Below are 24,313 nucleotides of genomic sequence, written 5' to 3'. Positions count from 1 at the left end.
ATGCGCGCAGTCTCAAGCCTCACACCAATGTGAGAGTCAAGCACCGCCTGTGCTAGCGTTCGCCCATGCCCAAGGCCCGTCCCCAAGCTGCCATGTCCATCGGCGAACTGGCCCGCGAGACCGGGGCCAGCCTGCGCTCGATCCGCCACTATGACGACCATCGGCTGCTGTCGTCGGTCCGCGCCGAGAACGGCTATCGCGTGTTCCCCGCCCTGGCCGTGACCCAGGTCCGGCAGATCCAGCGCCTGATCGGCGCGGGCTTCAGCCTGGCCGAGATCCGCGAGTTTCCCGATTGCATGCGGATGATCGAAGGCGCGGCCGCCTGTTCGGAAACGACCGAAGTGCAGCGCCGGCGGCTGGCTTCGATCGAGCGGCAGATCGCCGAACTTGAGCAACGACGCAGCCGACTGCGCCAGATGCTGGAAAAGGGACAGCAGACCGATCGGGATCCGGTCTAGCGCCTGGATGGCTTTCCCGCAGGGCGCCGGCCGTGCTTGCCCTGCTGCTCGGCCTCGCGCTTGGCCAGCTTGGCGGCGGCCGTGGCGACCTCTTCCTGCAGCTTGAGGTAGTTGGCCAGGCGGCCTGGGTCGAGCACGTCAGCCTCGATGGCGGCCTGCACCGCGCAGCCCGGCTCGCCCTGGTGGGCGCAATCGCGAAACCGGCACTGCGCAGCCAGCGCCTCGATGTCGGCGAAGCCGCCTTCGGCCAGGTCTTCCTCGCCGGTGGGCTTGAGCTCGCGCATGCCAGGCGTGTCGATCAGACAGGCACCAGACGGCAGGGGGATCAAGGCGCGATGGGTGGTGGTGTGGCGACCGCGCGAATCGGTCTCGCGCACCGCGCCGGTTTTCATCTTCTCGATGCCCAGCAAGGTGTTGGTCAGGGTCGACTTGCCGGCGCCGGAGGAGCCCACCAGCACCGCCGTGCGCCCTGGCCCCAGCCAGCCATGCAGTTGGGCGACGCTGGCCGGGTCCTTGGCGTTGACCGTGCGCAGCGGAACGTCCTGCGCGGCCAGGTCGGCGAGCACCTCGAGCGCGTCATCGGCGTAATCGGTGCGATCGGCCTTGGTCAGCACCACCACCGGTTGCGGGGCACCGGTCTGCTGTCCGCCCGCGCCACCGACCAGCATCAGGTAGCGCTCGATCCGGCGCGGATTGAAGTCCGCATCCAGCCCGCAGACAATGAACACCACATCGACATTGGCGGCGATCACCTGCTGGTGGTAATGCTCGCCGGCCGCGGCGCGCTTGATCGCGGTCCGACGCGGCAGCAGCGCGACGATGCGCTTGGCCTCCTCCACCAGCACCCAATCGCCCACCGCCGGGCGTGCGTGGGCGGGAAAGCGCGGTCGCTGCCAGTCCGGCAGGGATTCGGGCCTGAGGGTCTGCCCGGGCGCCGGCCCATGGGCGACGACATAGCCGGAACGGTGCTGCTCCACCACCCGCGCCGGGCGTGCCTGCGGATGGGCGGCGAACAGCGCCTGCCATGCCGGGTCGGCAGGACGGTCGGCCGCCAGGGGCCAGCCGATCCGGCGCAGGTCGGCATCTTCGGAAGCAACATCGGTCATCGCAAGATTCTACGGGGTGACCAAGCGCCCGCCGCAGGTCGCTGCATCGACGGTGCTCAAGGGCCGGCACGCGCCGCACCAACCGCAGCCGTGAACGCAGGCAATGGTTTCCTTTGAAACGCCCACAGGGACGGCGTATCAGGCGTATGCTTGGGCCGTTTTTCACCCTTGATCCCGTCCGCCATGTCCTCCGCTCCCGTCAAGCCGCTCGCCGTCCGTGAACGCCTGTCCGAAGTCCGCTACGAGATCCGCGGAGAACTGGCCCGGCGAGCGCGTGAGCTGGAGGCCCAGGGCCGCAAGCTGATCAAGCTCAACATCGGCAATCCGGGCGCCTTCGGCTTTCGCGCGCCCGAGCACCTGCAGCACGCGATCGCCGACGACATGGGTCGCACCGACCCCTACACCCACCAGCAGGGCCTGCCGGCCGCGCGCGAGGCCGTCGCCGCCTACTACGCGCGGCGCAATGCCCCCGATGCCCACCCGGACCGGGTCTTCATCGGCAATGGCGTGTCCGAGCTGATCGACCTGTCCCTGCGCGCCCTGCTCAACCCGGGCGACGAGATCCTGGTGCCCTCGCCCGACTATCCGCTGTGGTCGGCCGCGACCATCCTCAACGACGGCCGCCCGGTGTATTACCGGTGCGACGCGGCCAACGGCTTCCTGCCCGATCCGTCGGAGATCGAGACGCTGGTGTCCAGCCGCACCCGCGCCATCGTCCTGATCAATCCCAACAACCCGACCGGTGCGACGTATCCGCGTGAGCTGCTCAAGCGCATCGTGGCCATCGCCGCCAAGCACCGCCTGCTGCTGCTGGTCGACGAGATCTACGACCAGATCCTCTACGACGGGGCGAGCTTCGAGCCGCTGGCGCCGCTGGCCGGCGACGTGCCGTGCATTACCTTCTCCGGCCTGTCCAAGGTGCACCGCGCCTGCGGCTGGCGCGTGGGCTGGGCCCTGCTGTCCGGCAGCGCCGAGTTGATCACCCCGCTGCAGCACGCCATGGACCTGCTGGGCGCGCTGCGCCTGTGCGCCAACGTGCCGGGACAGTACGCGGTGGAGGCGGCCATCAACGGGCCGGACACCATCAGCGCGCTGGTCGCCCCGGGCGGGCGCCTGTACGAAACCCGCCGCGCGGTGATCGAGGCCTGCGCCACGTCCGAGCACCTGCGGCTGTGCGCGCCCGCCGGCGCGCTGTATGCCTTCCCGGCCGTGGTCGGCGACGCGGCCAAGGGCTTCGACGACTACCGCTTCGCCCTGGATCTGATGGAAGAGGAAGGCGTGCTGGTGGTGCCGGGTTCCAGTTTCAACGTGCCCTACCGCAACCACTTCCGGGTGACCCTGTTGCCTGACGCGCTCTCCATGCGGGATGTGTTCGCCCGCATCGACCGCGCGCTGGCGCGGCGCGCCGAGGCCAATACCAAGGTCGTGCCGATCAAGCCGGCCTCGCGCAACGCCGCGGCCTGACCATGGCGGGTGAAAGCCTGCGCTATCTGGCGCTGGGCGACTCCTACACCATCGGCGAAGGCGTGCCGCATGCCGCGCGCTGGCCGGTGCAGCTGGCCGCGGCGCTGCGCCAGGCCGGCGTCCCGCTGGCCGATCCGGACACCATCGCCACCACCGGCTGGACCACCGACGAACTGGAAGCAGCCATCGACGCGGCCACGCCAGCGGGCGATTACGCGCTGGTCACGCTGGCGATCGGGGTGAACAACCAGTACCGCGGCCGGTCGGTGGACGAATACGCCACCCAGTTCGACGCACTGCTGCGACGGGCGATCGGCTTTGCCGGCCAGCGCGCCGGGCGGGTGCTGGTGTTGTCGATCCCGGATTGGGGCATGACCCCGTTCGCCGCCGACCATGGCCGCCAGAACGCCACCACTTCAGCGCAGATCGACGCCTTCAATGCCGCCGCGGCGCAGGTCTGCGCACGGCACGGCGTGCGCTTCGTGGACGTCACCCCGGACAGTCGGGACCGCGGCATGGCACCAGCGATGTTGGCCGACGACGGGCTGCATCCCTCCGGCGCGATGTACGCGCTGTGGACCAGCCACGCCCTCCCTGCCGCGCTGAATGCGTTAGCCTGAACACCTCTCACCCCGCCACGCGCCGAAGGAACGACGTTGAGCGAGTCCATCCGTCCCATGCCCGCCTCACAGGCCCTGGCCATCGCCCGTGCCTTCCTGCCCCGGCGCCCGTGGGGCAACCGCTACGACTACTACTACACCCGCGCCAAGCTACGCACTGACCCGCTCTACCCGGGCGTACTGGCGGCGCTGCGCGACCATCCGGGCCCGGTCCTGGACCTGGGCTGCGGTCTGGGCCTGCTGGCCCATGCCCTGCAGGCCGACGGCCAGGCGCGCGGCTATTACGGCGTGGACATCGACGCGAACAAGATCGCGCGCGCAAAGCGCATCGCCCAGCGCAGCGGGCTGCGCGACACCCGCTTCGAGGTGGTGGACCTGGCCGCGCGCTGGCCCGCGCATCGCGGCAACATCGCCATCCTGGACATGCTCCAGTACCTGCCCGACCACGTGCAGGCCGGCATGCTGGCGCACATGGCCGGCATGCTGGAAGGCGGCGCCCGCCTGGTGATTCGCACCGCCCTGGGCGATGACACCCGCCGCGGCCGCACCTCCAAGATCACCGACCTGATGGCGCACTTCGCCGGCTGGATGCAGGAAGTCCCCAAGAGCTACCCGACCCGCGACAGCCTGGAACACCACCTCGCCAACGCCGGGCTGCATGCCCGCTTCTCACCGCTGTACGGCAACACGCCGTTCAACAACTGGCTGATCGTGGCCGAGCGGATGTGAACGTCGCCAGGGGAATCTTTGCGGTATTGCTAGCCACCTGCTGCATCGCCGATGGGATGGCGCAGACACAGCCAGTACCGATGACCTGCAACATCGGACCTCTGAAAAAAGCGTACGGCGGCAGCGACTGGGGCATCTACAGCTGCACCGACAACAAGACTGTTGTGCTCTATTCCATCGCAGGTACGCCAGCCGCGGAGTTTTACTTCATGTTCTTCCGGGACGGGGAGGGTTTGCATCTCTACGGAGAAGGGACCGGTGACAAGCAGGCAACCTCGCGCGCCCAGCAAGAACTCTCGAAGCTCACTGCGGAGGATGTTGACGCACTGATTGAAGAGACAAAGTTGATCACCTCAAAGCACGATGAGACCAACGCAACGGCTGGGCAAGGCGACCCAGCGAAGCCCTAGGTCAAGGCACGGTCGCGCTCAATTTCTGCGTCTCCAGTGCTACCAACACCCGCCGCAGGATCTCCACGTTGTGGCCATGCGCCGCACCTTCGTGCAGCAGGACGACGGCGCCAGGCTTCAGGTCCGGCGCGATCCGGGCGAGCACCTGGTCCGGCGTGCAGCGCACGCCGTCGAAGCCGCGCGCGCTCCAGGCCACGCGGGTCAGGCCGTGACGCGCAAGCACCGGGCCGATGAAGGGATTGGTGTGGCCCACGACCGAGCGGAACCAGCGCGGCACGCTGCCGGCGATCTCGGCCAGGCTGCGCTGGTTGGCGGCGATCTCGGCTTCCAGCCGTCCCGGGCCCAGGCGCCAGAACGCCGCCTGCGGGTGACTGTCGCTGTGGTTGCCCAGGCCATGGCCGCGGCGCACGATCTCGCGCACCAGGTCCGGCCGCGCCCGCGCCCGCGCGCCGACCACGAAGAAGGTCGCCTTGGCGTCGTGGGCGTCCAGCAGGTCCAGGATCGGCAGGGTGTCCTCGGAGGGACCATCGTCGATGGTCAGCCACACCCGGGGCTGATCGCCCGGCAGGCGCACCAGGGCCGGGCAGAACAGCTGCGAGCGCGGGTGGAAGGTGGACCACAGCACCGCCGCATGGCTGAGCAGCAACAGGGCCAGGCCAGCCTGCCAGCCCAGCCACCACCAAAGCGCCACCGCGGCCACTTGCGATAGCGCCAGCAGCCCCAACCTCAGTCGGGGCGTGCGGGGCACACGATGCTGCGTTGCGCGGGCTTCCATCCCGCCGATCATGCCACGCGCGTAAAATTCCCTGTCCGCTCAACTGCCGGTGTTGCCATGTCCCTCGATCCCGCCCTGCGTTCGCGCATCGATTCCCTGCTGCAGTCCAACCGCGTGGTCCTGTTCATGAAGGGGCAGCCGACCATGCCGCAGTGCGGCTTCTCGGCCAAGGCCGTCGGCGCCCTGTCCACGCTGGGCGTGGACTATGCCCACGTCAACGTGCTGGCCGACCAGGACATCCGCGAGGGCATCAAGGCCTACGGCGACTGGCCGACCATCCCGCAGCTGTACATCGACGGCGAGCTGGTCGGCGGCAGCGACATCATCGAGCAGATGACCAACTCCGGCGAACTGGCCGCCCTGCTGGGCGTGCAGGCGCCCGATCGCACCCCGCCTTCGATCACCGTGACGAGCTCGGCCGCCGAAATGCTGGCCAATGCCCTGGAAGACGCCGGCCCGGGCGCCGCGCTGGTCCTGGCCATCGACGCGCAGTTCCAGCCGAACTTCCAGCTGGGCCCGTTCGATGCCGGCGCGATCGCCGCCGAGTCCAATGGCGTGCGCATCCAGTTTGACCTGGCCAGCGCGCGCCGCGCCGAAGGTGTCACCATCGACTGGGTCGACGACATCCGCGGCAAGGGCCTGGCCATCGACAACCCCAATGCACCGCGCCCGGTGAGCCAGCTGGCGGCCACCGACGCCGCCGCCCAGGTCGCCGCCGGCGAACTGCTGCTGGTGGACGTGCGCCCGGCCGAGGAACGCGCGATCGCCTCGGTCAACGTGCCGTTCAAGACCTTCGACGGCAGCGGCCGCGCCGAACTGGAAGCCCTGCCTAAGGACACGCGCATCGCCTTCCTGTGCCATGCCGGCGGGCGCAGCCACCAGGCCGCCGAACAGTTCCGCGTCCTCGGTTTCACCGACGTCCACAACATCGTGGGCGGCATCGAGGCCTGGGCCAGCGACGTGGACCCCAACGTCCCGCGCTACTGAGCCGTAGGCGCGCATGGCCTACGCAACACGCCCCGCAAGGGGCGTGTTGTCGTTTGGGAATATCGATTTGGAAGAGCGGCCAGGCGCCATCTTTTCCTGTGGGAGCCGCCATGGCGGCGATGAGGCTTCCCTGCACTGCCTCAGACCAGGGATTTTTGGCTTAGACGGCTCGGGTTTGAACGACCTATCGGGAAAGCCCCGTCGCCGCCGTGGCGGCTCCCACCCAGCCGCGCCACCGAACAACTAGAAGCCACCCCCGGCATCGAGCCAGGCCTGTTCCTCGGCGGTCGTGGTCCTGCCCAGGGCGGCATTTCGATGCGGAAACCGACCAAAACGCGCAATCACCTTCTGATGCGCGTGCGCATACTGGAGCGACTTGGCGTCTCCCAGCGCCTCGAACAACGCCACCGCACGCGCCTGCTCGTCCGGCGCTTCGGCGTGCTCGAAGGGCATGTAGAAAAAGGCACGCAGGGAGGGGTCGGCCGCTTGGTCATGGCCGGCCTCCAGGGCGGCCCGTGCGTAGACCAGCGCCAACCCGTCGGTCGCGAAGGCATGACCACTGCCGCGAAACGCGTTGCGCGGAAACTGGTCCAGCAAGAGCACCAGCGCCAAGGCGCCATCCGCGCTGTCCAGCCAGTGGGCATGTTCGCCGCGCGCGGCGGCATGGTGGGTCTCCAGGAAACGGGTCTTGAAGTTGAGGTCGAACGAGGCGTTGCTGGCGAACCAGCGCTCCGGGCCGGCCTGGCGCCAGAACTCGACAACCTCCTGCGCCAACGCCGGGGCCGTGCTCATCGGACGGCTCCGGTGGCGTCGCGCAGCGAGGCGTGCAGGGATGGGCGTGGCGGCATGGTCGACTCCGTCGCAAGGGGCGTCCGAGCATACGGGTGGGGCATGAACCTCCCGTCGAACGCCCTGGCACCCTGCGCAGCCGCGGCCCCCGCGCCGGATCAATGACGCGATGGTCATGCGACCGTACGTATCCGCATGCCCTCGGGGCGAGGTCTGGGCCACAATACCGTCCTGGCAGGGTCACGCTGCGCTGCGGTTCGACGCGGCGCGGCGGCCGTGGTACACAGCGCCGCGCATCCAGGCGAGACGCCATGCAAGAGGGGAACGAACGCATGCGGATTGGAATCGTGGTGGACTCGGCCTGCGACCTGCCGGCCGACTTCATCGAGCAACACAACATCGTGGTCCTGCCCATCACCGTGCGCATCGGCGAGGCGGTCCTGGCCGATCATCGCGACGAGGACGCCACGCTGGAGTTCCTGCGTGCGCACGTGGCCGAGCGCGGCCATGAGGCCGAGACCACGCCGTTTTCGGTCAACCAGATCCGCGACCTGTTCCTGCAGCGGCTGGTGATGGACTACGACCATGTGTTCTGCCTGACCATCTCCAAGCTGCGCAGCCAGATCCACGACAACGCGATGCAGGCCAGCTTCGCGATCCTCAACGACTACAAGCCGATCCGACAGGCGGCCGGGCACAGCTCGCCGTTCGCGCTGCGGGTGATCGACACGCTCAACCTGTTCGCCGGCCAGGGCATCACCGCCATCGAAGCGGTGCGCCTGCGCGAGGCCAACGAGAGCGTGGCCACCATCCGCACCCGCCTGGAATCTCTCGCCGAGAACACCTACGGCTACATGATTCCGCGCGACCTGTATTACCTGCGCGCCCGCGCCCGCAGCAAGGGCGACCGCAGCGTGGGCCTGATCGGCGCGGCGCTGGGCAGCGCGCTGGACATCAAACCGGTGCTGCGCGCCTACCGTGGCGTCACCGAGCCGGTGGCCAAGCTCAAGGGCTTCGAGCCCTCTGCGCAGAAGCTGTTCGAGTTCACCGGCAAGCAGGTGCGTGCCGGCCTGCTCACGCCGGTGGTCAACATCGGCTATGGCGGCGAGCTGTCCGAGCTGCGGGCCCTGCCCGGCTATACGCAGCTGCGCCAGGTCTGCAGCGAGCATGGCGTGCAGGTGACCGAATCGGTGATGAGCCTGACCGGCATGGTCAACGTGGGCAAGGGTGCGCTGGGCGTGGGTTTCGCCGCGCAACCGCATACGTTCTCGACATGAACACGGCGCGCTGACGAGGCCGCGGCTAGGTTGGCCCCTTCAAGACCCGTTGGAGGACACCCATGCCCCGTTTCTACATTGCCCTGCCCGATCCCGCCCAGGCGCGTGGCCCGGAGCCGGCCTTCAGCTTCAGCGAGTCCAGCGCCGAGGGACTGGCTCAGCAGCTGCAGGATGCCTTGCGCACCGATGGGCTGTTCTCGCGCTGGCGTGCGGCGCAGGACGAGCCCGACGAGGTCGATCCGGCCCTGGGCGCGGTCGATCCGGCCGCACGCGTGACCGGGCAGGTCGACGACCTGCATATTGACCTGGTCGCCGAGACCAGCATCCCTGGCGAGGTGCTCAAGCATCGCCTGCGCCTGTTGGCCGGCAGCGGCTGGCAGCTGCGCGACGTGCGCTGAGCAGCGGCTCCACGATGTAGGGGAAGGCCGCGCCTGGCGCGGCCTTTTGCCGTCAGAAGGTCGCGTCCAGCGGCGCGGCACGTCGCGGCCAAAGGCGCCATTTCAGATTGACGCCCAGCGTGCCGACCACGATCAGGATCAGGCCCACCAGCTGCACCGCATCCAGGCGATGGCCGTAGAGCGCGTAGTCCAGCACCAGCGTCACCAGCGGATAGACGAAGGCCACCACCGCGATCGTCGCCACCGGCAGGTGCCGGTAGGACGAATAGAACAGCACGTAGACGATGCCGCTGTGGATCACGCCCAGGCCGACCAGCCAGAACCAGTGCGGGCCCGGATGCAGCGCGGCAGGCGAGGCGAACGCGCCGAGCATCAAGGTGCCGACACAGCATTGCACCGTGACCACCGCGAACGGCCGCTGCCGGCCGACGCTGCGCGACATCAGCAGCGACGCGCCGCACAGCAGTGCCGCCAGCAAGGTCAGGCCGATACCGGACAGATAGCCGACATCGGCCTGGCGCAGCAGGCGCAATGGATCGGCCGAACCGATCACGCCAACGAAGGCCAGCGCGGTCCAGCCCCAGTCCGCCGGCCGCGTGCGTTCGCCCAGCAACAGCGCGGCCAGGATCAGCATCACGAACGGGAAGAAGTGATAGACCATCGTCGCCACGCCGATCGACGAGCGTGCCATCCCGGCGAACAGTGCCACCCAGTTGAGCACCAGCAGCACGCCGGAGATGACCGCGCCACGCAGCAGCGCGCGGTCTTGCCACAGCCCGCGCAGGTGGCCGCGCGCCAGGCCCCAGGCGATGAGGAACAGCGCGCCGAACAGGCAGCGATAGAACACGGCAGTCACCGGATCCTGGCCGCTTTCGTGGACGAATACGCCCACCGAGCCGATCAGCACCTCGCCCAACAGCAGTTGCCATAGCGCAGCGCGCGACGCAGCGGGACTGGGGGCGGGAGAGGACATGGCGCTGGTTCCTGCGAAGGGAACCACAGGCTAGGTCGGGCCGCGCATGCAATACAGATTCAGTTATCCTGAAAGTGCACCGGTACAGATGCGGGCACGCCATGCTGCTTTACGAGACCATCGCCACCGGCCTGCGCCGGCAGATCGCCCAGGGCACGCTGCGCGCCGGCGAGCGCTTGCCGTCGGTGCGCCAGCTCGCCCGAGCACACCAGATCAGCCCGGCCACGGCGGTACAGGCCTGCCTGCAGCTGGAGCGCGAAGGTCTGGTGCAGGCACGACCGCGCTCGGGCTACTTCGTCCATGCCGCGCCCTCTGCCGCACCGATCGCATCGGCGCCGCGCCGACGCGCGCCGGGCATGGTCGACAACCCCGCGCTGCAGGATCTGCTGGAGCTGCCCGAACGTCCCGGCCTGCTGCCCCTGCACGCGGCGGTCGCCGATGCATCGTTGTTGCCCCACGCCGCGTTGAGCGCGGCGCTGGCCCGCGTGCTGCGACGGCGTCCGACTGCGAGCTTCGACTACGCGCCACCGCAGGGCGACGCGGCGCTGCGCCGCCGGATCGCCCTGCGCTACGAACAGATCGGCACGCCGATGACGGCCGAGGAAGTCGTGGTCACCGCCGGGGCGATGGAGGCGATCAGCCTGGCGCTGCGTACGGTTACCGCGCCGGGCGACGTGGTGCTGGTCGAGACCCCGACCTACTACGGCATCCTGCAGGCAATCGCCGCGCTGCGCCTGAAGGTGCTGGAAGTCCCCAGCCGCCTGGGCAATGGCATCGACGTGGCGCGACTGGACCGCCTGCTGCAGCACACGCCAGTGCGCGCGGCGGTGCTGGTGCCGAATTTCAGCAATCCCACCGGCGGCCTGACCTCCGATGTGGACAAGGCGGCATTGGTGGCCAGCTGCGCGCGCCATGGCACGGTAGTGATCGAGGACGACATCTACGGCGAGCTGGCGTGGTCCGGGCAGCGCCCGTTGCCGCTGCGCCATTGGGACACCACCGGCAAGGTGATCACCTGCGGCTCGTTCTCCAAGACGCTGGCGCCGGGGCTGCGCGTGGGCTGGCTGGCCGGCGCGGGCTGGACCGATGCGCTGACGCGCGCCAAATACTTTTCCAGCTGCAGCGGCGCCAGCCTGCCGCAGCTGGCCGTGGCCGATTATCTCGCCCGCCACGGCCTGGAGCGGCATCTGCGAAAGCTGCGGCGCACGGTGGCCGACAACGGCCAGCGCATGCGCGACGCCATCGTCCGCCACTGGCCTGAGGGAACCCGTTGCAGTGCGCCCAGCGGTGGCCTGTCGCTGTGGCTGCAGCTGCCGCCGGGCGGCGATGGGCAGGCGCTGTTCGAAGCGGCGCTGGCCGACAACATCGGCATCTCGCCCGGCACCCTGTTCTCCAGCCGCGGCGACTACGGCGACTGCGTGCGCCTGAGCTGCGGCCTGCCCTGGGATGCGCGCCTGGAAGCCGCGTTGCGCCACCTGGGCACCCTGGCCAGCGCCCAACTTTGAACGCAGGACGTGCTACTTCATGATCGACAAGACCCAACTCATCCTGGCCTGGAGTGGCGGCAAGGATTCGGCGTGGACGCTGCATGCGCTGCGCCAGCGCGATGACGTGGAGGTCGTCGCGCTGCTGACCACGATCACCGCCGAATACGACCGCGCCTCGATGCAGGGCGTGCGCCGGCAAGTCATCCGCGCGCAGGCCACTGCCGCCGGTCTGCCGCTGATCGAACAGGACATCGCCGCCGGCGGCGACAACGCCGGTTACGACGCCGCGATGGCCAACGCTTTGCAGCGCGCGCAAGCGCGGTGGCCGGCGCTGCGCACCGCCGCGTTCGGCGATCTGTTTCTGCAGGACATTCGCGACTACCGCGTGCAGCGCCTCGGCGCGCTGGGCTGGGAGGTGGTGACGCCGCTGTTCGGCTTGGAGACCGCCGGCCTGGCGCGCACGATGCTGGCCGGCGGCCTGCGCGCCGGCCTGTGCTGCGTGGACACGACCCAACTGGACGCGGGCGTTGCCGGACACGATTTCGATTACGCGCTGCTGGAGGCCCTGCCCGCCTCGGTCGATCCCTGCGGCGAGCGCGGGGAGTTCCATACCTGCGTGTGGGACGGGCCGATGTTCAACGCACCGATCACCCTGCGCCGCGGCCAGACGGTGCTGCGCGACGGACGTTTTGCCTATACCGACTGGCTGCTCGCCTGAGCGTCACCTCCACGCCCGCGCCCATGGCGCCCCGGGCGTCGCTGGCCACCTCAACCGCGCAGCGCGGCGGCGTGGTGGGCGATGTGCTCGCCGATGAAGCTGGCCATGAAGTAGTAGCTGTGGTCGTAGCCGGGCTGCATGCGCACCGTGACCGGGTAGCCGGCCTGCTCGGCGGCCTGCACGAACAGCTGCGGCTTGAGCTGGCCTTCCAGGAACTCATCGGCGTCGCCCTGGTCGATCAGCAGCGGCAGGTGCGGCGTGGAGGTGCTGACCAGTTCGGTGGCGTCGTAGGCCTTCCAGGCGGCGCGGTCCTCGCCCAGGTAGGCGGTGAAGGCCTTCTCGCCCCACGGCACCTGCGTGGGCGCCACGATCGGCGAGAACGCCGAGACGCTGCGGTAGCGCTGCGGGTTCTTCAGCGCGATCACCAACGCGCCGTGGCCGCCCATCGAGTGTCCGCAGATCGAACGCGCGTCGGTGGCCGGGAAATGCGCTTCGACCAGCGCCGGCAATTCCTCGACGATGTAGTCGTACATGCGGTAATGCGCCGCCCACGGCTGCTGGGTGGCATTGACGTAGAAGCCGGCACCCTTGCCCAGGTCGTAGCCGTCCGCATCGGCGACATCGTCGCCGCGCGGGCTGGTGTCGGGGGCGACGATGATCACGCCATGCTCGGCGGCGTAGCGCTGCGCGCCGGCCTTGGTGATGAAGTTCTGTTCGGTGCAGGTCAGCCCGCTGAGCCAGTACAGGACCGGCAGCTTGCCGGTGGTGGCCTGGGGCGGCAGGTAGACGGCGAAGTTCATCTCGCAGTCCAGCACCGCCGAGCGATGCCGATACACGTCCTGCCAACCGCCGTTGGCGGCGCGGTGTTCGATGCGTTCCATGGGAATTCCTTGAAAAGGCGCGGCGGGCCGACGAGCGGCCCGCCGCGCTTGGGTTGCGCTACTGCAGCACGCCGCTGCGCTTGGCCACGTGGGTGGCGATGGCGTCCATCAACGGCGGGTTGAGGCAGTCGTACGGTGGCAGCCCCAACTCGCTGAGGCGGGCGCGCACATCGTCCATCTGCTCGGGCCGCGCACCGCCGCCCTCGATGATGGACGAGACGAACGCGGCAAAGCGCGGCTCCTCCCAGCCCGACTCGGGCGAGAGCTCCACGTGGATGAAGTCCAGCCCATAGAACGGGTGGTCCTTGTTCTCGATGCGGCCATACAGATGCGTGCCGCAGGCCTTGCAGGCATGCCGCTGGATCGCCGCCTTTTCATCGACGATGGACAGCTTGCCTTCGTTGGCGGTGACGGCGAGCTTGTCGCGCGGCACCACGCCGACGACCGAGAACGCCGCGCCCTCGGGCTTCCAGCACTTGGTGCAGCCGCAGGCATGGTTGTGCGCGACATTGGAGTCGACCCTCACTTCGACCTTGTCGCTGCCGCACCTGCATTGCAGGGTGCCGCCACTGAAGCCTGCGGTTCCTTTCTTGACGCCTTGATCCACACTCGGATGTATCGATGGAGCGCTCATCTGCTTCCTCCCGTGGTACAGACAGAAAAACGTGCGGAAGGCTTCCGCACGCCCAAGCGCACGGCGATGGATCAGTAGGAAATCACCGTACGGATCGATTTGCCTTCGTGCATCAGGTCGAAGGCCTGGTTGATGTCATCCAGCGGCAGGGTGTGGGTCACGAACGGGGCCAGCTCGATCTCGCCCTTCATCGCATCCTCGACCATGCCCGGCAGCTGGGTGCGGCCCTTCACCCCACCGAAGGCCGTGCCCATCCACTTGCGCCCGGTCACCAGCTGGAACGGACGGGTGGAGATCTCCTGCCCCGCGCCGGCCACGCCGATGATCACGCTCTGGCCCCAGCCGCGGTGCGCGCATTCCAGCGCCGCGCGCATGACGTTGACGTTGCCGATGCACTCGAAGGTGTGGTCCACGCCCCAGGTCGTCATCTCCACGATGACCTGCTGGATCGGCTTGTCGTAGTCCTTCGGGTTGACGCAGTCGGTGGCGCCGAACTGCTTGGCCAGCTCGAACTTGGACGGGTTGGTGTCGATGGCGAAGATCCGCCCGGCCTTGGCCTGGCGCGCGCCCTGGATGACCGCCAGGCCGATGCCGCCCAGGCCGAACACGGCCACCGAGTCGCCTTCCTGCACCTTGGCGGTGTTGTGCACCGCGCCGATGCCGGTGGTCACCCCGCAGCCCAGCAGGCAGACCTGCTCGGGGTTGGCGTCCGGGTTGATCTTGGCCAGCGAGACCTCGGCCACCACGGTGTACTCGCTGAAAGTCGAGCAGCCCATGTAGTGGTAGATCGGCTCGCCGTTGTAGGAAAAGCGCGTGGTGCCGTCGGGCATCACGCCCTTGCCCTGGGTGGCGCGCACCGAGGTGCACAGGTTGGTCTTGCCCGACTTGCAGAACAGGCACTCGCCGCATTCGGCGGTGTACAGCGGGATCACATGGTCACCCGGCTTGACGGAGGTGACGCCTTCGCCGACCTCGACCACGATGCCGGCGCCCTCGTGTCCCAGCACGGCGGGGAACAGCCCTTCCGGGTCATCGCCGCTCAGGGTGAAGGCATCGGTGTGGCACACACCGGTATGGGTGATCTTGACCAGCACCTCGCCGGCCTTGGGCGGGGCGACGTCGATCTCGACGATTTCCAGCGGCTTGCCGGGGCCGAACGCAACGGCGGCACGGGACTTCATGATGGCAACCTCCTCAAGGATGGCAAAGGGATGTGGGGGCGCAGGGCGGGCGTGGGGCGCGCCGTTACTTCAGGTAGGACCGCACCAGGCCGGTCATCTCGATGACCCGCGCTTCGCGCTGGGCCTCGTCGGCGGCGGGATGGTCGAAGGTCTCGCGGATATGGGCCTCCATCACCTCGGACATCAGCCCGTTGACGGCGCCGCGGATGGCCGCGATCTGCTGCAGCACCGGACCGCAGTCGGCCCCCGCTTCCAGGGCGCGCTCCAAGGCTTCGGCCTGCCCCCGGATACGGCGCAGCCGGGCGATGACCTTACGTTTCTCTTCAACGGAATGCGGCAAAGCGGCGGCCCTCGATACTCACCCCCAGTATACGACGCCCATACCCGCCCACAAGCCCAACCGCACGGGGGCGCGGCCTGGCGCAAAAGCGCGCACGCAGCAGGTGCACGGGTCGAGACCGAACCGGGCGGGTCGTTGCCACCCCGGGCCGGCCAAAGACGGCACACGCCCGCCCGTCTGAGGGCGCAACCTCCATGTCGATACTTTGCCGTCTTGACAAACGCTGCCTACACTTGCGGGGTATCAATCCCGTCATGAACGCCATCCTCGCTGACATGGACCCTGAATTTCGCATCCTGGTCGTTGACGACGACCCGGATCTGCGCCGGCTCACCGTCGACTTCCTGATCGGCCACGGCTATCTCGTGGACGAGGCGGAGAGCGCCAAGGACATGTGGGAAATCCTGGAAAAGGGTCGCCCGGACCTGATCATCCTGGATGTGATGATGCCCGGCGAAGACGGCCTGAGCGTGGCGCGGCGACTCAACTCCGGCAACGGGCCGGCCGTGCTGATGCTCAGCGCGCTGGGCAACGACACCGACCGCATCGTCGGCCTGGAAGTCGGCGCCGACGATTACCTGTCCAAGCCATGCAACCCGCGCGAGCTGCTGGCCCGCGTCCGCGCGCTGCTGCGTCGCCAGAAGGCCTTCGGCACGGCGCCTGAAGTGCGGGGCAGCCAGTACGAGTTCGGCGGCTGGCGCCTGGACGCGGTGCGCCGCGACCTGCGCGACCCCAGCGGGACCTACATCACCCTGTCCGACGGCGAGTTCTCGCTGCTGCGGACCTTCGTCGAGCACCCCCAGCGCGTGCTCAGCCGTGACCAGCTCCTGGACCTGGCCCGTGGCCGTGGCACCGAGGTCTTCGACCGCGCCATCGACAGCCAGGTCAGCCGCCTGCGCCGCAAGATCAATGGCCGCGGCCATGCCGAGCTGATCCGGACGGTCCGCAACGAAGGCTACATGCTGCTGCCGGCTGTCACACGTCTGTGATCCACGCGGCCGGAGGCCGCTCCGGCCGCTCGATCTTCTCCCGGACCTTCATGCTGCTTGCGGCAGCCTTGCTGCTGGCCCAGTGCATCGGGCTGGCGCTGCTGTTCATGCGTACGCCGGTCTACAACCCGCCGGTGCAACTGCCGGAAGTGGTCGCCCTGCTGTCCACGCGCATGCCGGCGTCGAGCAAGGACGTCTCGGTCAGCGACGAATCCACGCCCCCTGCGCCCACCGACCGGATGGGGGTGGAAGACCCGCGCATGCGCGCGGTGCTGGCCGACTGGATGGGCCAGCCAGTGGCGCAGGTCCACTTCTACCGGCCCAAGCTCCATGGCCTTGGCCAGGCGCCCCTGGACCAGCCGGAGATGGTGATTCCCCCCCCGCTGCGCCATGGCCCGCCCTGGGCCAGGCGGACGCCACGCACCGAGCCGGACGGCGCGCCGTCCACGAGCACCCCGCGCGACGCCGCGCCTGCCCAGCCCGACCCGCCAGCGGACCTGACGGCCACCGATGCCCCAGTGACCCAGCCGGTGGGAACAGACAGCAACGAGGACGGCCGGGGCATGGCCTTCGGCCAACGTGACGTCCTGTCCGAAGGGTTCGTGGCGGCCGCACAGCAGACCGACGGTAGCTGGCGCGTGGTGCGCTACAACGGCCTGACCCTCTCCAATGTCTTCAAACTGCAGCTGACGATCCTGTTCGCGCTGGGCCTGCTGCTCATGCTGCCGCTGGCGTGGTGGTTCTCACGGGCGCTGTCGGCTCCCATCCGGGAATTCGCCGCCGCCGCGGACCGACTGGGCCGTGACCCCGATGCGCCCCCGCTGGAGCGCCGCGGGCCGGCCGAGATCGTGCTGGCCACCGATTCGTTCAATGCCATGCAGGCCCGCCTGAGCCGGATGGTGGCCGAGCGCACACACATGGTCGGCGCGATCGCCCACGACCTGCGCACGCCGCTGGCACGCCTGGCCTTCCGCCTCAACGACATCGATTCGCCGCTGCGCGAGCGCGCCACGGCCGACATCGACGAGATGAAGCACATGATCACCGTGGCCCTGGAGTTCCTGCGCGACCAGTCGCGCAGCGGTCCGCGCGAACGCGTGGATTTCCAGGATCTGGTCGAGAGCGTGGTCGACGACGCCGCCGATATCGGACAGGACGTGGCCCTGGAACCCGGCGACAGCGCGATCCTGGACTGCGATCCCCTGGCGCTGCGGCGCGTGGTCGGCAATCTGATCGGCAACGCGGTGAAATACGGCAAGCGTGCCCGGGTGCGAGTCCGTCAGATCGACGGGCATGCGCGCCTGGAGATCGACGACGACGGTCCGGGCATCGATCCCAGGCTGGGCGACAAGCTGTTCATGCCGTTCTTTCGCGGCGAGAACTCACGCAACAAGGAAACCGGCGGGATCGGCCTGGGCCTGTCGGCTGCGCGCGCCATCGTCCTGGCGCATGGTGGCGAGATCGGCCTGACCAACCGCGAAGGCGGCGGCCTGCGCGCCTGGGCGACGCTGCCTCGGGCCAAGATCGAGCGCTGATCCAGATCGGCGCGCCCCCCTCCTGCGCAAGGCTCAGTAGGCGAACTCGCGGAACACCGGGTCCACGCTGCCGCCCCACGCGCCATGAAACAACGCCAGCTTGCGCTCGGCCGCGGTCTGGCCGGCGTCGGCGATCTCCACCAGCGCATCCAGGAACCCCGACTCGTCGGCGCCCTGCGCGTTGTGGATCGCGCGCCGGCGCAGGCCGGCCTGGGCGATCTTGAGCGCCTCGATGGCCAGTTCGCGCACCGTCGCGCCACGGAAGGGCAGCTTCAGCGCCTGGCGCGGCACGCCGTCGCGCAGCGCGTGGCGCTCTTCCCGGGTGAAGTCCTTGACCAGGTCCCAGGCCGCATCGAGCGCGGCATCGTCGTAGAGCAGGCCCACCCAGAACGCCGGCAGCGCGCACAGGCGATTCCAGGGGCCACCGTCGGCGCCGCGCATTTCCAGGAACTTCTTCATGCGCACCTCCGGGAAGGCGGTGGTCATGTGGTCCGACCAGTCGCGCAGCGTCGGCAGCGCCCCAGGCAGGGCCGGCAGCTTGCCCTTGAGGAAGTCGCGGAAGCTCTGGCCCGAGGCATCGTGGTAGATGCCATCGCGGTAGGAGAAGTACATCGGCACGTCGAGCAGATAGTCGACGTAGCGCTCGAAGCCGAAGCCATCCTCGAACACGAAATCCAGCATGCCGGTGCGATCGGCGTCGGTGTCGGTCCAGATGTGCGAGCGGTAGCTCAGGTAGCCGTTGGGCTGGCCCTCGACGAACGGCGAATCGGCGAACAGCGCCGTGGCGATCGGCTGCAGCGCCAGCGAGACGCGGAACTTCTTCACCATGTCCGCCTCCGAGCCGTAGTCCAGGTTGACCTGCACCGTGCAGGTGCGGGTCATCATGTCCAGGCCGAGCTGGCCGACCTTGGGCATGTAGGACTTCATGATCTGGTAGCGGCCCTTGGGCATCCACGGCATCTGGTCGCGGCGCCACTTGGGCTGGAAGCCCATGCCCAGGAAACCCAGCTGCAGCTCGTCAGCGACCGTGCGCACCTCCTTGAGGTGGGTCCCGACTTCCACGCAGGTCTGGTGGATGGTTTCCAGCGCCGCGCCGGACAGTTCCAGCTGACCGGCAGGCTCCAATGTCACCGAGGCACCGTCGCGCAGCAGGGCGATGGTGCGGCCATTCTCTTCCACCGGCTCCCAGCCGAAGCGGGTCAGGCCGCTGAGCAGCGCCTCGATGCCGCGCTCTCCGTCGAACGCTGGCGGATGCAGGTCGTCGGTGCGGAAGCCGAACTTCTCGTGCTCGGTGCCGATGCGCCAGTCCGCGCGCGGGCGTGCGCCGGCGGCGGAATATTCCACCAGCTGCGACAGGTCGGTGATCGGCGTATCGGCAACGTGGCTGGGGCTGGACAAAGGGCGGCTCGCAATCGACGGTGGATGGGGTCGGGCGATCCGTGTCCGGCATGCACACCCTTCGCAAGGGCCGCACTATACCGGCCCGGCACCGCCAGATCGTTGCCCCTGACCGGTTGCTGCATTCCATGGCCGGATGCAGCCGCGGTGGCGACGCCACGGCAGGCCAGCGATCGCATTCGGTTCGCATTCGCACCAGGGATCGCACTCCGCGATGCCTGCGCCAGAGCCGCTACGCTCCGACCCTCCGCCGCCGGCCCCTCCACGATGAAACAGACCCGCCACCATGAAACCCACCGCGCGCACCGCACAGGCTGGCTGCGCGCCGCGGTGCTGGGCGCCAACGACGGCATCGTCTCGGTCGCCGGCCTGATGGTCGGGGTGGCCGCGGGGGGCGCGGGCGCGACCACGCTGCTGGCCACCGGCGTGGCCGGCCTGGTCGCGGGCGCGATGTCGATGGCCGCAGGCGAGTACGTGTCGGTCAGCACCCAGTCCGATACCGAGCGGGCCGACCTGGTGCTGGAAAAGCGCGAGCTGGACGAAGACCCCGCCAGCGAACTCGACGAGTTGGCCCGCATCTATGAGCAGCGGGGCCTGCAGCCGGCGCTGGCCCGGCAGGTCGCCCAGCAGTTGACCGAACACGATGCCCTGGGAGCCCATGCACGGGACGAACTGGGCATCACCGAGACCCTGCGCGCGCGTCCGGTCCAGGCGGCGGCCGCATCGGCCGCGGCGTTTGCCGCCGGGGCGATGCTGCCGCTGCTGGCCGCCATCGTGGTCGCCGACCACGCGCGCGTGGCCGTGGTCGTGGCGACCCTGGTCGCGCTGCTGGTCTCCGGCGGCCTGGCCGCGTGGGCTGGCGGCGCGCCGGTCCTGCGCGGCGCGCTGCGGGTGACCTTCTGGGGCGCGCTGGCGATGGCCGCCGCGCACCTGATCGGCGGGCTGTTCCAGCTCGCCTGACGCCTCAGGCCTCCGGAGGCTCCGGGGCCACCGGCGCCGGCAGCAGCTCCAACCACTGCTGGACCACGGTCCGCGCCTGGTCCACGCCCAGCTTGGACTCGGAGGAGAACACCTGGAGGCTGACGGTGTCGCCGAACGCCGAGGACAGCTCCTTCTTCACCGCGGCCATGGTCTGGGCCTGCTGGCCGCGCCCCAGCTTGTCGGCCTTGGTCAGCAGCGCGTGCGCCGGCAGGCCGCGCTGGACCGCGTAGCCCAGCATCTGCCGGTCGTAGTCCTTGAGCGGATGGCGGATGTCCATCACCACCACCAGGCCGCGCAAGGCCTGGCGGGTGGCGAAGTACTGATCGATGAACGCCTGCCAGTGCGCCTGCAGGTCCATCGGCACCTTGGCATAGCCATAGCCGGGCAGGTCCACCAGGCAGCGCTCGGGCCTGACCTCGAAGAACACCAGCTGCTGGGTGCGCCCCGGCGTCTTGGACACGCGCGCCAGCGCGTTGTGGCCGGCCAGGGCGTTGAGGGCGCTGGACTTGCCGGCGTTCGAGCGCCCGGCGAAGGCCACTTCCAGCCCGGCATCGGGCGGAAGCTGGCGGGCGTTGTGGGCCGACAGCAGATAGTGCGCGGCGTTGAGATAGTTGGAGACGGCCATGCCCATAGGATCGCATGGGGATGCGCGCCGGTGAGCGATCCCATGCTGCACCGCGCCACGTTTTGCCGCGAACCGGACGTCAAAACGCTTCAACACGCCGAATCGGGCGCGGCGGCGGGCGGCGAAATTGACCGCCTGCGCGCGCCATGACGATAATCGGCCGGCTTCGCGTCGGCGCATGCCGGCGCGCGATCCAAAGGGAACCACGGAGCTCCAGCTAATGCGCCACGCTCGCGTCTTGGGACTGTCCTGTCTTGCCATTGCCGCGGCCGCCTGTGCCGCGTACGCCCAGACCAGCGTGACAGCGCTGCCTGACAACGCGCCAGTCCAGGCCCAGCCGCTGGAGATCAATCTGGCCAAGACCCACTGGGGCGATCCGCAAGCCGGCGCGGCCAAGGCCGCGCCTTGCGCGGCCTGCCACGGGGCCGACGGCAATCCGCCCACGCCGATGTACCCGCGCCTGGCCGGCCAGGGCGAGCGCTACATCTCCCAGCAGCTGGCGCTGTTCGCCACCGGTCAGCGCACGTCTGGCATGGCGGCGGTGATGATGCCGTTCGCCCAGTCGCTCAGCCCGCAGGAGATGCGTGACGTCGGCGCCTATTTCGCCCAGCAGAAGGCCGGTGCCGGCGTGGCCGACGACAGCGTCATCGCCGACGGCCCGTACAAGGGCGAGAAGTTCTACGAAGTCGGCCAGGCGCTGTTCCGCGGGGGTGACGCCAAGCGCGGCATCCCGGCCTGCATGGCCTGCCACGGCCCCAGCGGCGCCGGCAATCCCGGCCCGCCGTATCCGCATATCGGCGGCCAGCCGCAGGACTACGTGGTCCGGCGCCTGCAGGAGTACCAGGCCGGCACCACCGCCTACAAGGATCCGGCCCACTTCCAGATCATGGCCCAGGTCGCCAAACCCTTGACCGAGCAGGAAATCGCCTCGCTGGCCAGCTATATCCAGGGCCTGCATGACAGCGCGCTGGATGCGGCGGCGGCGGACGCGGGGACCGCGCCACCCGCGGCGCCCGCCCCGGCGCCCGCCGAGGCACCGGCCGCTGCGGAACCAACCCAGCAATCCTAGGGTCCAAGCCGCCGGCGACACGCCGGCTGTCACCCTCGTCACGCTCGACGCCGGCCCCACCATGGCCGGCGTCGTCGTTTTTCCCGGACAATCCCGTTCCCCACCCCGATCACGGAAGGACCCCTCCCGTATGAAGCCCCGCCTGCTGCTGTTGACCCTGCTCGCCCTGCTGCCCCTGGTAGCCTGCGCTTCGCCCACCCAGCCCGTCGAAGGCGAAGACTACGAAGTGATCCCCGGCGGCAAGCCGTTCGCGCCGCTGACCGGCAAGCAGAAGGTCGAGGTGGCGGAGGTGTTCGGCTATGTCTGCATCCATTGCGCGCATTTCGAGCCGGTCCTGGAGGCCTGGGAGAAGAAGCAGCCGGCCAGCGTGCGCGTCACCCCGGTGCCGGCCGCCTTCGGCGGTTACTGGATTCCCTACGCCAAGGCCTATTACGCCGCCCAGCAGATGGGCGTGCTCAAGCAGAGCCATGCCGCGATGTTCCGCGCCCTGCACGACACCGGCGAGCTGCCGATCCAGAACGCCGGCGATGAGGAGATCGGCCGCTTCTACGCCCAATACGGCGTCGACCCGGCCAAGTTCGCCGCCACGATGGAGTCGCCGCGGGTGACCCAGCAGCTGCAGCATGCCCGTGAATTCGGCATGGCCAGCGGCATCACCGGGACCCCGACCCTGGTCGTCAACGGCCGCTACCGGATCAAGGTCGCCAGTCCCGACGATGTCCTCAAGGTGGCCGACTACCTGATCCAGCGCGAGCTGGCCGCGGCCAAATAACATCCACATCTGAAATGAACACGCGGGTTGGCATCATGCCGGCCGGCGCCCGTACCGACGCATCCAGGAGTGTGTTGCACATGAAGACCCGTTTCGCCCTGGCCCTGGTGGCCCTGCTGCCCGTGCTGGCCGCCTGCTCCAAGTCCGAGTCCAACGCCGCGCCGACGACCGAAACCGCCGCGCCCGCAACCAGCGCCCCAGCGGCCGAACCGGCCACCTCGCAGCCGCCGGCCAGCAGCGCCCCGGCCACCGCCCAGGCCGCCGCACCGGACCAGCCCAACAACAACCCGATCGTGCCGCCGCAGGGCCCGGCCCCGGTCGAGGGCCAGGACTACACGGTCATCACCGATGGCCAGCCCTTCGAGCCGGCCGACGGCAAGGTGGAAGTGGTCGAGGCGTTCAACTACATCTGCCCGGCCTGCGCGCAGTTCGAGCCGCTGTTCAACCAGTGGAAGTCCAAGCAGCCGGCCGACGTGAGGGTGGTCTACGTGCCGGCACAGTTCCGTCCGGACTTCCGCGAGTACGCCAAGGTCTTCTACGCCGCCGAATCGCTGGGGATCGCCAAGCAGAGCCATGACGCCATGTTCCAGGCCATCCACGTCGAGCACGCCCTGCCGGGCGAGGGTGAACCCTTCGATGCGGACAAGGTCGCCCAGTGGTACACCAAGTACGGCGTGAGCGCCGAGCAGTTCAAGCAGGCCATGGGCAGCTTCGCGGTGGCCGGGCGGATGAGCAAGGCCAACCAGTTCATCCTGCGCGCGCAGATCGGCGGAACCCCGTCGGTGATCGTGGGCGGCAAGTACCTGATCAAGCAGAAGCCTTATCCGGAAGTGCTGCGCATCGCCGACCACCTGATCGCACGCGAGCGTCAGGCCGCCAAGGCGCAGTAAGGCCCACCGGTGTCCGACGTGTCTGCCCCCCCGCGCCGGCTGAGGATGTTGAGCGCCAACATCCAGGCCGGCTCCAGCACCCGCCGCTACAGCGACTACTTCACCCGCAGCTGGTCGCACGCGTTACCGGTCGGCGCCAAGCGCACCAGCCTGGACGCGATCGCCCAGCTCGCCGGGGAGCATGACATCGTCGGTCTGCAGGAAGCCGACCCGGGCAGCCTGCGCTCGGGCTTCACCAACCAGACCCACTACGTGGCCGAGCAGGCGGGCTTCAAGCACTGGAGCCACCAGCCCAATCGCAACGTGGCCCGGGTGGCGGGCAGCGCCAATGGCCTGCTCAGCAAGCTGCAGCCGGTCAAGGTCGACATGCACCCCCTGCCCGGCCGCATCGCAGGGCGCGGGGTGCTGCTGGCGCACTTCGGCCATGGCGACGAAGGTCTGGTCGTGGCGGTCGCCCACCTGTCGCTGGGCAACGGCTCGCGACGGATGCAGCTGGCCTTCATCGCCGAACTGCTGGCCAGCCATCCGCACGCGGTGCTGATGGGCGACTTCAACTGCGTGCCCGACGTGCCGGAGATGGAGCTGCTCTACAGCCGCACCCACCTGCGACCGCCGAGCTTCTGCGTGCCCACCTTTCCCAGCTGGAAGCCGGCGCGCGCCATCGACCACATCCTGGTCACCGACCACCTGGTGCACGAAAACGCGCGCGCGCTGCCGGCGGCCTTTTCCGACCATCTGGCGCTGGCCCTGGACATCGACGTCCCGGTCGCGGCGCTCAAGCAGTAGCGGCACGAGGAAGTCGCGCGAGCCGCCATGGCGGCACAATG

The 24,313-nt window shown here is 69.1% G+C and carries 27 protein-coding genes; 17 read left to right on the top strand and 10 right to left on the bottom strand.

Translation table 11 applies throughout. The features are described from left to right. The first annotated feature begins 92 nt into the window (after positions 1-92). Positions 93-458, top strand: coding sequence for a MerR family transcriptional regulator (locus ACORQU_RS09720; RefSeq protein WP_271647474.1), 366 nt, complete (start codon positions 93-95; stop codon positions 456-458). Here ACORQU_RS09720 and rsgA read toward each other — a convergent pair. Then, the gene (gene rsgA / locus ACORQU_RS09715; protein ID WP_491640990.1) at positions 455-1,564 is read right to left on the bottom strand and encodes a ribosome small subunit-dependent GTPase A; all 1,110 of its coding nucleotides are present in this window, start codon (positions 1,562-1,564) and stop codon (positions 455-457) included. The genes ACORQU_RS09720 and rsgA overlap by 4 nt on opposite strands. A 183-nt stretch (positions 1,565-1,747) precedes the next feature. On the opposite strand from rsgA, the gene ACORQU_RS09710 reads away from it, so the two are divergent. From ACORQU_RS09710 to ACORQU_RS09695, 4 genes are all read left to right on the top strand, one after another. After that, positions 1,748-3,028, top strand: a complete 1,281-nt coding sequence (locus ACORQU_RS09710; protein WP_271647476.1) for a pyridoxal phosphate-dependent aminotransferase — start codon at positions 1,748-1,750, stop codon at positions 3,026-3,028. Continuing rightward, on the top strand, positions 3,025-3,648 hold the full coding sequence (locus tag ACORQU_RS09705) for an SGNH/GDSL hydrolase family protein (RefSeq protein WP_491645045.1): 624 nt from the start codon (positions 3,025-3,027) through the stop codon (positions 3,646-3,648). Before ACORQU_RS09710 ends, ACORQU_RS09705 begins: the two co-directional genes overlap by 4 nt. Positions 3,649-3,705: 57 nt before the next feature. Continuing rightward, positions 3,706-4,377, top strand: coding sequence for a methyltransferase domain-containing protein (locus ACORQU_RS09700; protein ID WP_491645043.1), 672 nt, complete (start codon positions 3,706-3,708; stop codon positions 4,375-4,377). An 80-nt stretch (positions 4,378-4,457) separates the two neighbouring features. Then, positions 4,458-4,787: a hypothetical protein gene (locus ACORQU_RS09695; RefSeq protein WP_491640989.1), complete on the top strand. Its 330-nt coding sequence runs from the start codon at positions 4,458-4,460 to the stop codon at positions 4,785-4,787. Position 4,788: 1 nt separating this feature from the next. Here ACORQU_RS09695 and ACORQU_RS09690 read toward each other — a convergent pair whose 3' ends face one another. Further along, positions 4,789-5,562 carry a polysaccharide deacetylase family protein gene (locus ACORQU_RS09690; RefSeq protein ID WP_491640988.1) on the bottom strand — a complete coding sequence of 258 codons (774 nt, stop codon included), beginning with the start codon at positions 5,560-5,562 and terminating at the stop codon, positions 4,789-4,791. Positions 5,563-5,619: 57 nt separating this feature from the next. Between ACORQU_RS09690 and grxD the strand changes: the two genes are divergently transcribed. Next, the gene (gene grxD / locus ACORQU_RS09685; protein ID WP_491640986.1) at positions 5,620-6,549 is read left to right on the top strand and encodes a Grx4 family monothiol glutaredoxin; all 930 of its coding nucleotides are present in this window, start codon (positions 5,620-5,622) and stop codon (positions 6,547-6,549) included. A 243-nt stretch (positions 6,550-6,792) separates the two neighbouring features. Here grxD and ACORQU_RS09680 read toward each other — a convergent pair whose 3' ends face one another. Further along, positions 6,793-7,341, bottom strand: a complete 549-nt coding sequence (locus ACORQU_RS09680; protein ID WP_491640985.1) for a DUF924 family protein — start codon at positions 7,339-7,341, stop codon at positions 6,793-6,795. Positions 7,342-7,670: 329 nt separating this feature from the next. Here ACORQU_RS09680 and ACORQU_RS09675 point away from each other — a divergent pair, with 329 nt between their 5' ends. Then, positions 7,671-8,615 carry a DegV family protein gene (locus ACORQU_RS09675; protein WP_491640984.1) on the top strand — a complete coding sequence of 315 codons (945 nt, stop codon included), beginning with the start codon at positions 7,671-7,673 and terminating at the stop codon, positions 8,613-8,615. Positions 8,616-8,677: 62 nt separating this feature from the next. Beyond that, positions 8,678-9,013, top strand: a complete 336-nt coding sequence (locus ACORQU_RS09670) for a hypothetical protein (protein ID WP_271647483.1) — start codon at positions 8,678-8,680, stop codon at positions 9,011-9,013. Positions 9,014-9,065: 52 nt separating this feature from the next. Here the strand turns inward: ACORQU_RS09670 and ACORQU_RS09665 are convergent, their stop codons facing one another. Further along, positions 9,066-9,986, bottom strand: a complete 921-nt coding sequence (locus tag ACORQU_RS09665) for a DMT family transporter (RefSeq protein WP_491640983.1) — start codon at positions 9,984-9,986, stop codon at positions 9,066-9,068. A 101-nt stretch (positions 9,987-10,087) separates the two neighbouring features. Between ACORQU_RS09665 and ACORQU_RS09660 the strand changes: the two genes are divergently transcribed. After that, a complete protein-coding gene (locus ACORQU_RS09660; RefSeq protein ID WP_491640982.1) occupies positions 10,088-11,491 on the top strand; it encodes an aminotransferase-like domain-containing protein in 1,404 nt (467 codons plus the stop codon). Between the two features lie 19 nt (positions 11,492-11,510). Next, positions 11,511-12,191 carry a Dph6-related ATP pyrophosphatase gene (locus tag ACORQU_RS09655; RefSeq protein WP_491640981.1) on the top strand — a complete coding sequence of 227 codons (681 nt, stop codon included), beginning with the start codon at positions 11,511-11,513 and terminating at the stop codon, positions 12,189-12,191. A 50-nt stretch (positions 12,192-12,241) separates the two neighbouring features. Here ACORQU_RS09655 and fghA read toward each other — a convergent pair whose 3' ends face one another. The 4 genes from fghA to ACORQU_RS09635 form a co-directional block, all read right to left on the bottom strand. Beyond that, complete coding sequence (fghA, locus tag ACORQU_RS09650; RefSeq protein ID WP_491640980.1) at positions 12,242-13,072, bottom strand: S-formylglutathione hydrolase; 831 nt, start codon at positions 13,070-13,072, stop codon at positions 12,242-12,244. Positions 13,073-13,130: 58 nt separating this feature from the next. Further along, on the bottom strand, positions 13,131-13,706 hold the full coding sequence (gfa, locus tag ACORQU_RS09645; RefSeq protein WP_271647488.1) for an S-(hydroxymethyl)glutathione synthase: 576 nt from the start codon (positions 13,704-13,706) through the stop codon (positions 13,131-13,133). Positions 13,707-13,777: 71 nt separating this feature from the next. Next, positions 13,778-14,887 (bottom strand): S-(hydroxymethyl)glutathione dehydrogenase/class III alcohol dehydrogenase, encoded by a 1,110-nt coding sequence (locus ACORQU_RS09640; RefSeq protein WP_491640979.1) that lies wholly within the window; start codon positions 14,885-14,887, stop codon positions 13,778-13,780. Positions 14,888-14,951: 64 nt separating this feature from the next. Beyond that, a complete protein-coding gene (locus ACORQU_RS09635; RefSeq protein WP_271647490.1) occupies positions 14,952-15,227 on the bottom strand; it encodes a metal/formaldehyde-sensitive transcriptional repressor in 276 nt (91 codons plus the stop codon). Positions 15,228-15,502: 275 nt separating this feature from the next. Here ACORQU_RS09635 and ACORQU_RS09630 point away from each other — a divergent pair, with 275 nt between their 5' ends. Together ACORQU_RS09630 and ACORQU_RS09625 are read left to right on the top strand one after the other, a co-directional pair. Further along, on the top strand, positions 15,503-16,216 hold the full coding sequence (locus ACORQU_RS09630) for a response regulator (protein ID WP_271648536.1): 714 nt from the start codon (positions 15,503-15,505) through the stop codon (positions 16,214-16,216). Positions 16,217-16,266: 50 nt separating this feature from the next. Continuing rightward, positions 16,267-17,751, top strand: coding sequence for an ATP-binding protein (locus tag ACORQU_RS09625; protein WP_491640978.1), 1,485 nt, complete (start codon positions 16,267-16,269; stop codon positions 17,749-17,751). A 33-nt stretch (positions 17,752-17,784) separates the two neighbouring features. On the opposite strand, the gene ACORQU_RS09620 is transcribed toward ACORQU_RS09625, so the two are convergent. Next, on the bottom strand, positions 17,785-19,149 hold the full coding sequence (locus ACORQU_RS09620; protein WP_491640977.1) for a glutamate--cysteine ligase: 1,365 nt from the start codon (positions 19,147-19,149) through the stop codon (positions 17,785-17,787). A 267-nt stretch (positions 19,150-19,416) separates the two neighbouring features. On the opposite strand from ACORQU_RS09620, the gene ACORQU_RS09615 reads away from it, so the two are divergent. Continuing rightward, entirely contained in the window at positions 19,417-20,109 is a 693-nt protein-coding gene (locus ACORQU_RS09615) for a VIT1/CCC1 transporter family protein (protein WP_491640976.1), read from the top strand. A gap of 4 nt (positions 20,110-20,113) precedes the next feature. Here ACORQU_RS09615 and yihA read toward each other — a convergent pair whose 3' ends face one another. Next, on the bottom strand, positions 20,114-20,755 hold the full coding sequence (gene yihA / locus ACORQU_RS09610) for a ribosome biogenesis GTP-binding protein YihA/YsxC (protein WP_271647495.1): 642 nt from the start codon (positions 20,753-20,755) through the stop codon (positions 20,114-20,116). A gap of 220 nt (positions 20,756-20,975) precedes the next feature. Here yihA and ACORQU_RS09605 point away from each other — a divergent pair, with 220 nt between their 5' ends. The 4 genes from ACORQU_RS09605 (at position 20,976) to ACORQU_RS09590 (ending at position 24,272) form a co-directional block, all read left to right on the top strand. After that, positions 20,976-21,824, top strand: a complete 849-nt coding sequence (locus tag ACORQU_RS09605) for a c-type cytochrome (protein WP_491640975.1) — start codon at positions 20,976-20,978, stop codon at positions 21,822-21,824. Between the two features lie 130 nt (positions 21,825-21,954). Beyond that, on the top strand, positions 21,955-22,596 hold the full coding sequence (locus ACORQU_RS09600; RefSeq protein WP_491640974.1) for a thiol:disulfide interchange protein DsbA/DsbL: 642 nt from the start codon (positions 21,955-21,957) through the stop codon (positions 22,594-22,596). A gap of 80 nt (positions 22,597-22,676) precedes the next feature. Then, positions 22,677-23,486 carry a thiol:disulfide interchange protein DsbA/DsbL gene (locus ACORQU_RS09595; protein ID WP_491640972.1) on the top strand — a complete coding sequence of 270 codons (810 nt, stop codon included), beginning with the start codon at positions 22,677-22,679 and terminating at the stop codon, positions 23,484-23,486. Between the two features lie 45 nt (positions 23,487-23,531). Then, on the top strand, positions 23,532-24,272 hold the full coding sequence (locus tag ACORQU_RS09590; protein ID WP_491645042.1) for an endonuclease/exonuclease/phosphatase family protein: 741 nt from the start codon (positions 23,532-23,534) through the stop codon (positions 24,270-24,272). The last annotated feature ends 41 nt before the right edge of the window (positions 24,273-24,313 follow it).

This window comes from Pseudoxanthomonas sp. JC1303 (assembly GCF_058448525.1).
Note: the sequence above shows the minus strand (reverse complement) of the source record. Positions and strands in the feature narration are given on the sequence as shown.

Bases quoted from the DNA above. Each gene is read 5' to 3' on its own strand.
- ACORQU_RS09665 (WP_491640983.1), bottom strand. From the start codon at position 9,986: ATGTCCTCTCCCGCCCCCAGTCCCGCTGCGTCGCGCGCTGCGCTATGG.
- ACORQU_RS09690 (WP_491640988.1), bottom strand. From the start codon at position 5,562: ATGGAAGCCCGCGCAACGCAGCATCGTGTGCCCCGCACGCCCCGACTG.
- grxD (WP_491640986.1), top strand. From the start codon at position 5,620: ATGTCCCTCGATCCCGCCCTGCGTTCGCGCATCGATTCCCTGCTGCAG.
- ACORQU_RS09655 (WP_491640981.1), top strand. From the start codon at position 11,511: ATGATCGACAAGACCCAACTCATCCTGGCCTGGAGTGGCGGCAAGGAT.
- ACORQU_RS09710 (WP_271647476.1), top strand. From the start codon at position 1,748: ATGTCCTCCGCTCCCGTCAAGCCGCTCGCCGTCCGTGAACGCCTGTCC.
- ACORQU_RS09630 (WP_271648536.1), top strand. From the start codon at position 15,503: ATGGACCCTGAATTTCGCATCCTGGTCGTTGACGACGACCCGGATCTG.
- rsgA (WP_491640990.1), bottom strand. From the start codon at position 1,564: ATGACCGATGTTGCTTCCGAAGATGCCGACCTGCGCCGGATCGGCTGG.
- ACORQU_RS09590 (WP_491645042.1), top strand. From the start codon at position 23,532: ATGTTGAGCGCCAACATCCAGGCCGGCTCCAGCACCCGCCGCTACAGC.
- ACORQU_RS09680 (WP_491640985.1), bottom strand. From the start codon at position 7,341: ATGAGCACGGCCCCGGCGTTGGCGCAGGAGGTTGTCGAGTTCTGGCGC.
- ACORQU_RS09615 (WP_491640976.1), top strand. From the start codon at position 19,417: ATGAAACAGACCCGCCACCATGAAACCCACCGCGCGCACCGCACAGGC.
- ACORQU_RS09625 (WP_491640978.1), top strand. From the start codon at position 16,267: ATGCTGCTTGCGGCAGCCTTGCTGCTGGCCCAGTGCATCGGGCTGGCG.
- ACORQU_RS09595 (WP_491640972.1), top strand. From the start codon at position 22,677: ATGAAGACCCGTTTCGCCCTGGCCCTGGTGGCCCTGCTGCCCGTGCTG.
- ACORQU_RS09600 (WP_491640974.1), top strand. From the start codon at position 21,955: ATGAAGCCCCGCCTGCTGCTGTTGACCCTGCTCGCCCTGCTGCCCCTG.
- ACORQU_RS09670 (WP_271647483.1), top strand. From the start codon at position 8,678: ATGCCCCGTTTCTACATTGCCCTGCCCGATCCCGCCCAGGCGCGTGGC.
- ACORQU_RS09700 (WP_491645043.1), top strand. From the start codon at position 3,706: ATGCCCGCCTCACAGGCCCTGGCCATCGCCCGTGCCTTCCTGCCCCGG.
- ACORQU_RS09640 (WP_491640979.1), bottom strand. From the start codon at position 14,887: ATGAAGTCCCGTGCCGCCGTTGCGTTCGGCCCCGGCAAGCCGCTGGAA.
- ACORQU_RS09605 (WP_491640975.1), top strand. From the start codon at position 20,976: ATGCGCCACGCTCGCGTCTTGGGACTGTCCTGTCTTGCCATTGCCGCG.
- gfa (WP_271647488.1), bottom strand. From the start codon at position 13,706: ATGAGCGCTCCATCGATACATCCGAGTGTGGATCAAGGCGTCAAGAAA.
- ACORQU_RS09720 (WP_271647474.1), top strand. From the start codon at position 93: ATGTCCATCGGCGAACTGGCCCGCGAGACCGGGGCCAGCCTGCGCTCG.
- ACORQU_RS09675 (WP_491640984.1), top strand. From the start codon at position 7,671: ATGCGGATTGGAATCGTGGTGGACTCGGCCTGCGACCTGCCGGCCGAC.
- ACORQU_RS09695 (WP_491640989.1), top strand. From the start codon at position 4,458: ATGACCTGCAACATCGGACCTCTGAAAAAAGCGTACGGCGGCAGCGAC.
- ACORQU_RS09660 (WP_491640982.1), top strand. From the start codon at position 10,088: ATGCTGCTTTACGAGACCATCGCCACCGGCCTGCGCCGGCAGATCGCC.
- yihA (WP_271647495.1), bottom strand. From the start codon at position 20,755: ATGGCCGTCTCCAACTATCTCAACGCCGCGCACTATCTGCTGTCGGCC.
- fghA (WP_491640980.1), bottom strand. From the start codon at position 13,072: ATGGAACGCATCGAACACCGCGCCGCCAACGGCGGTTGGCAGGACGTG.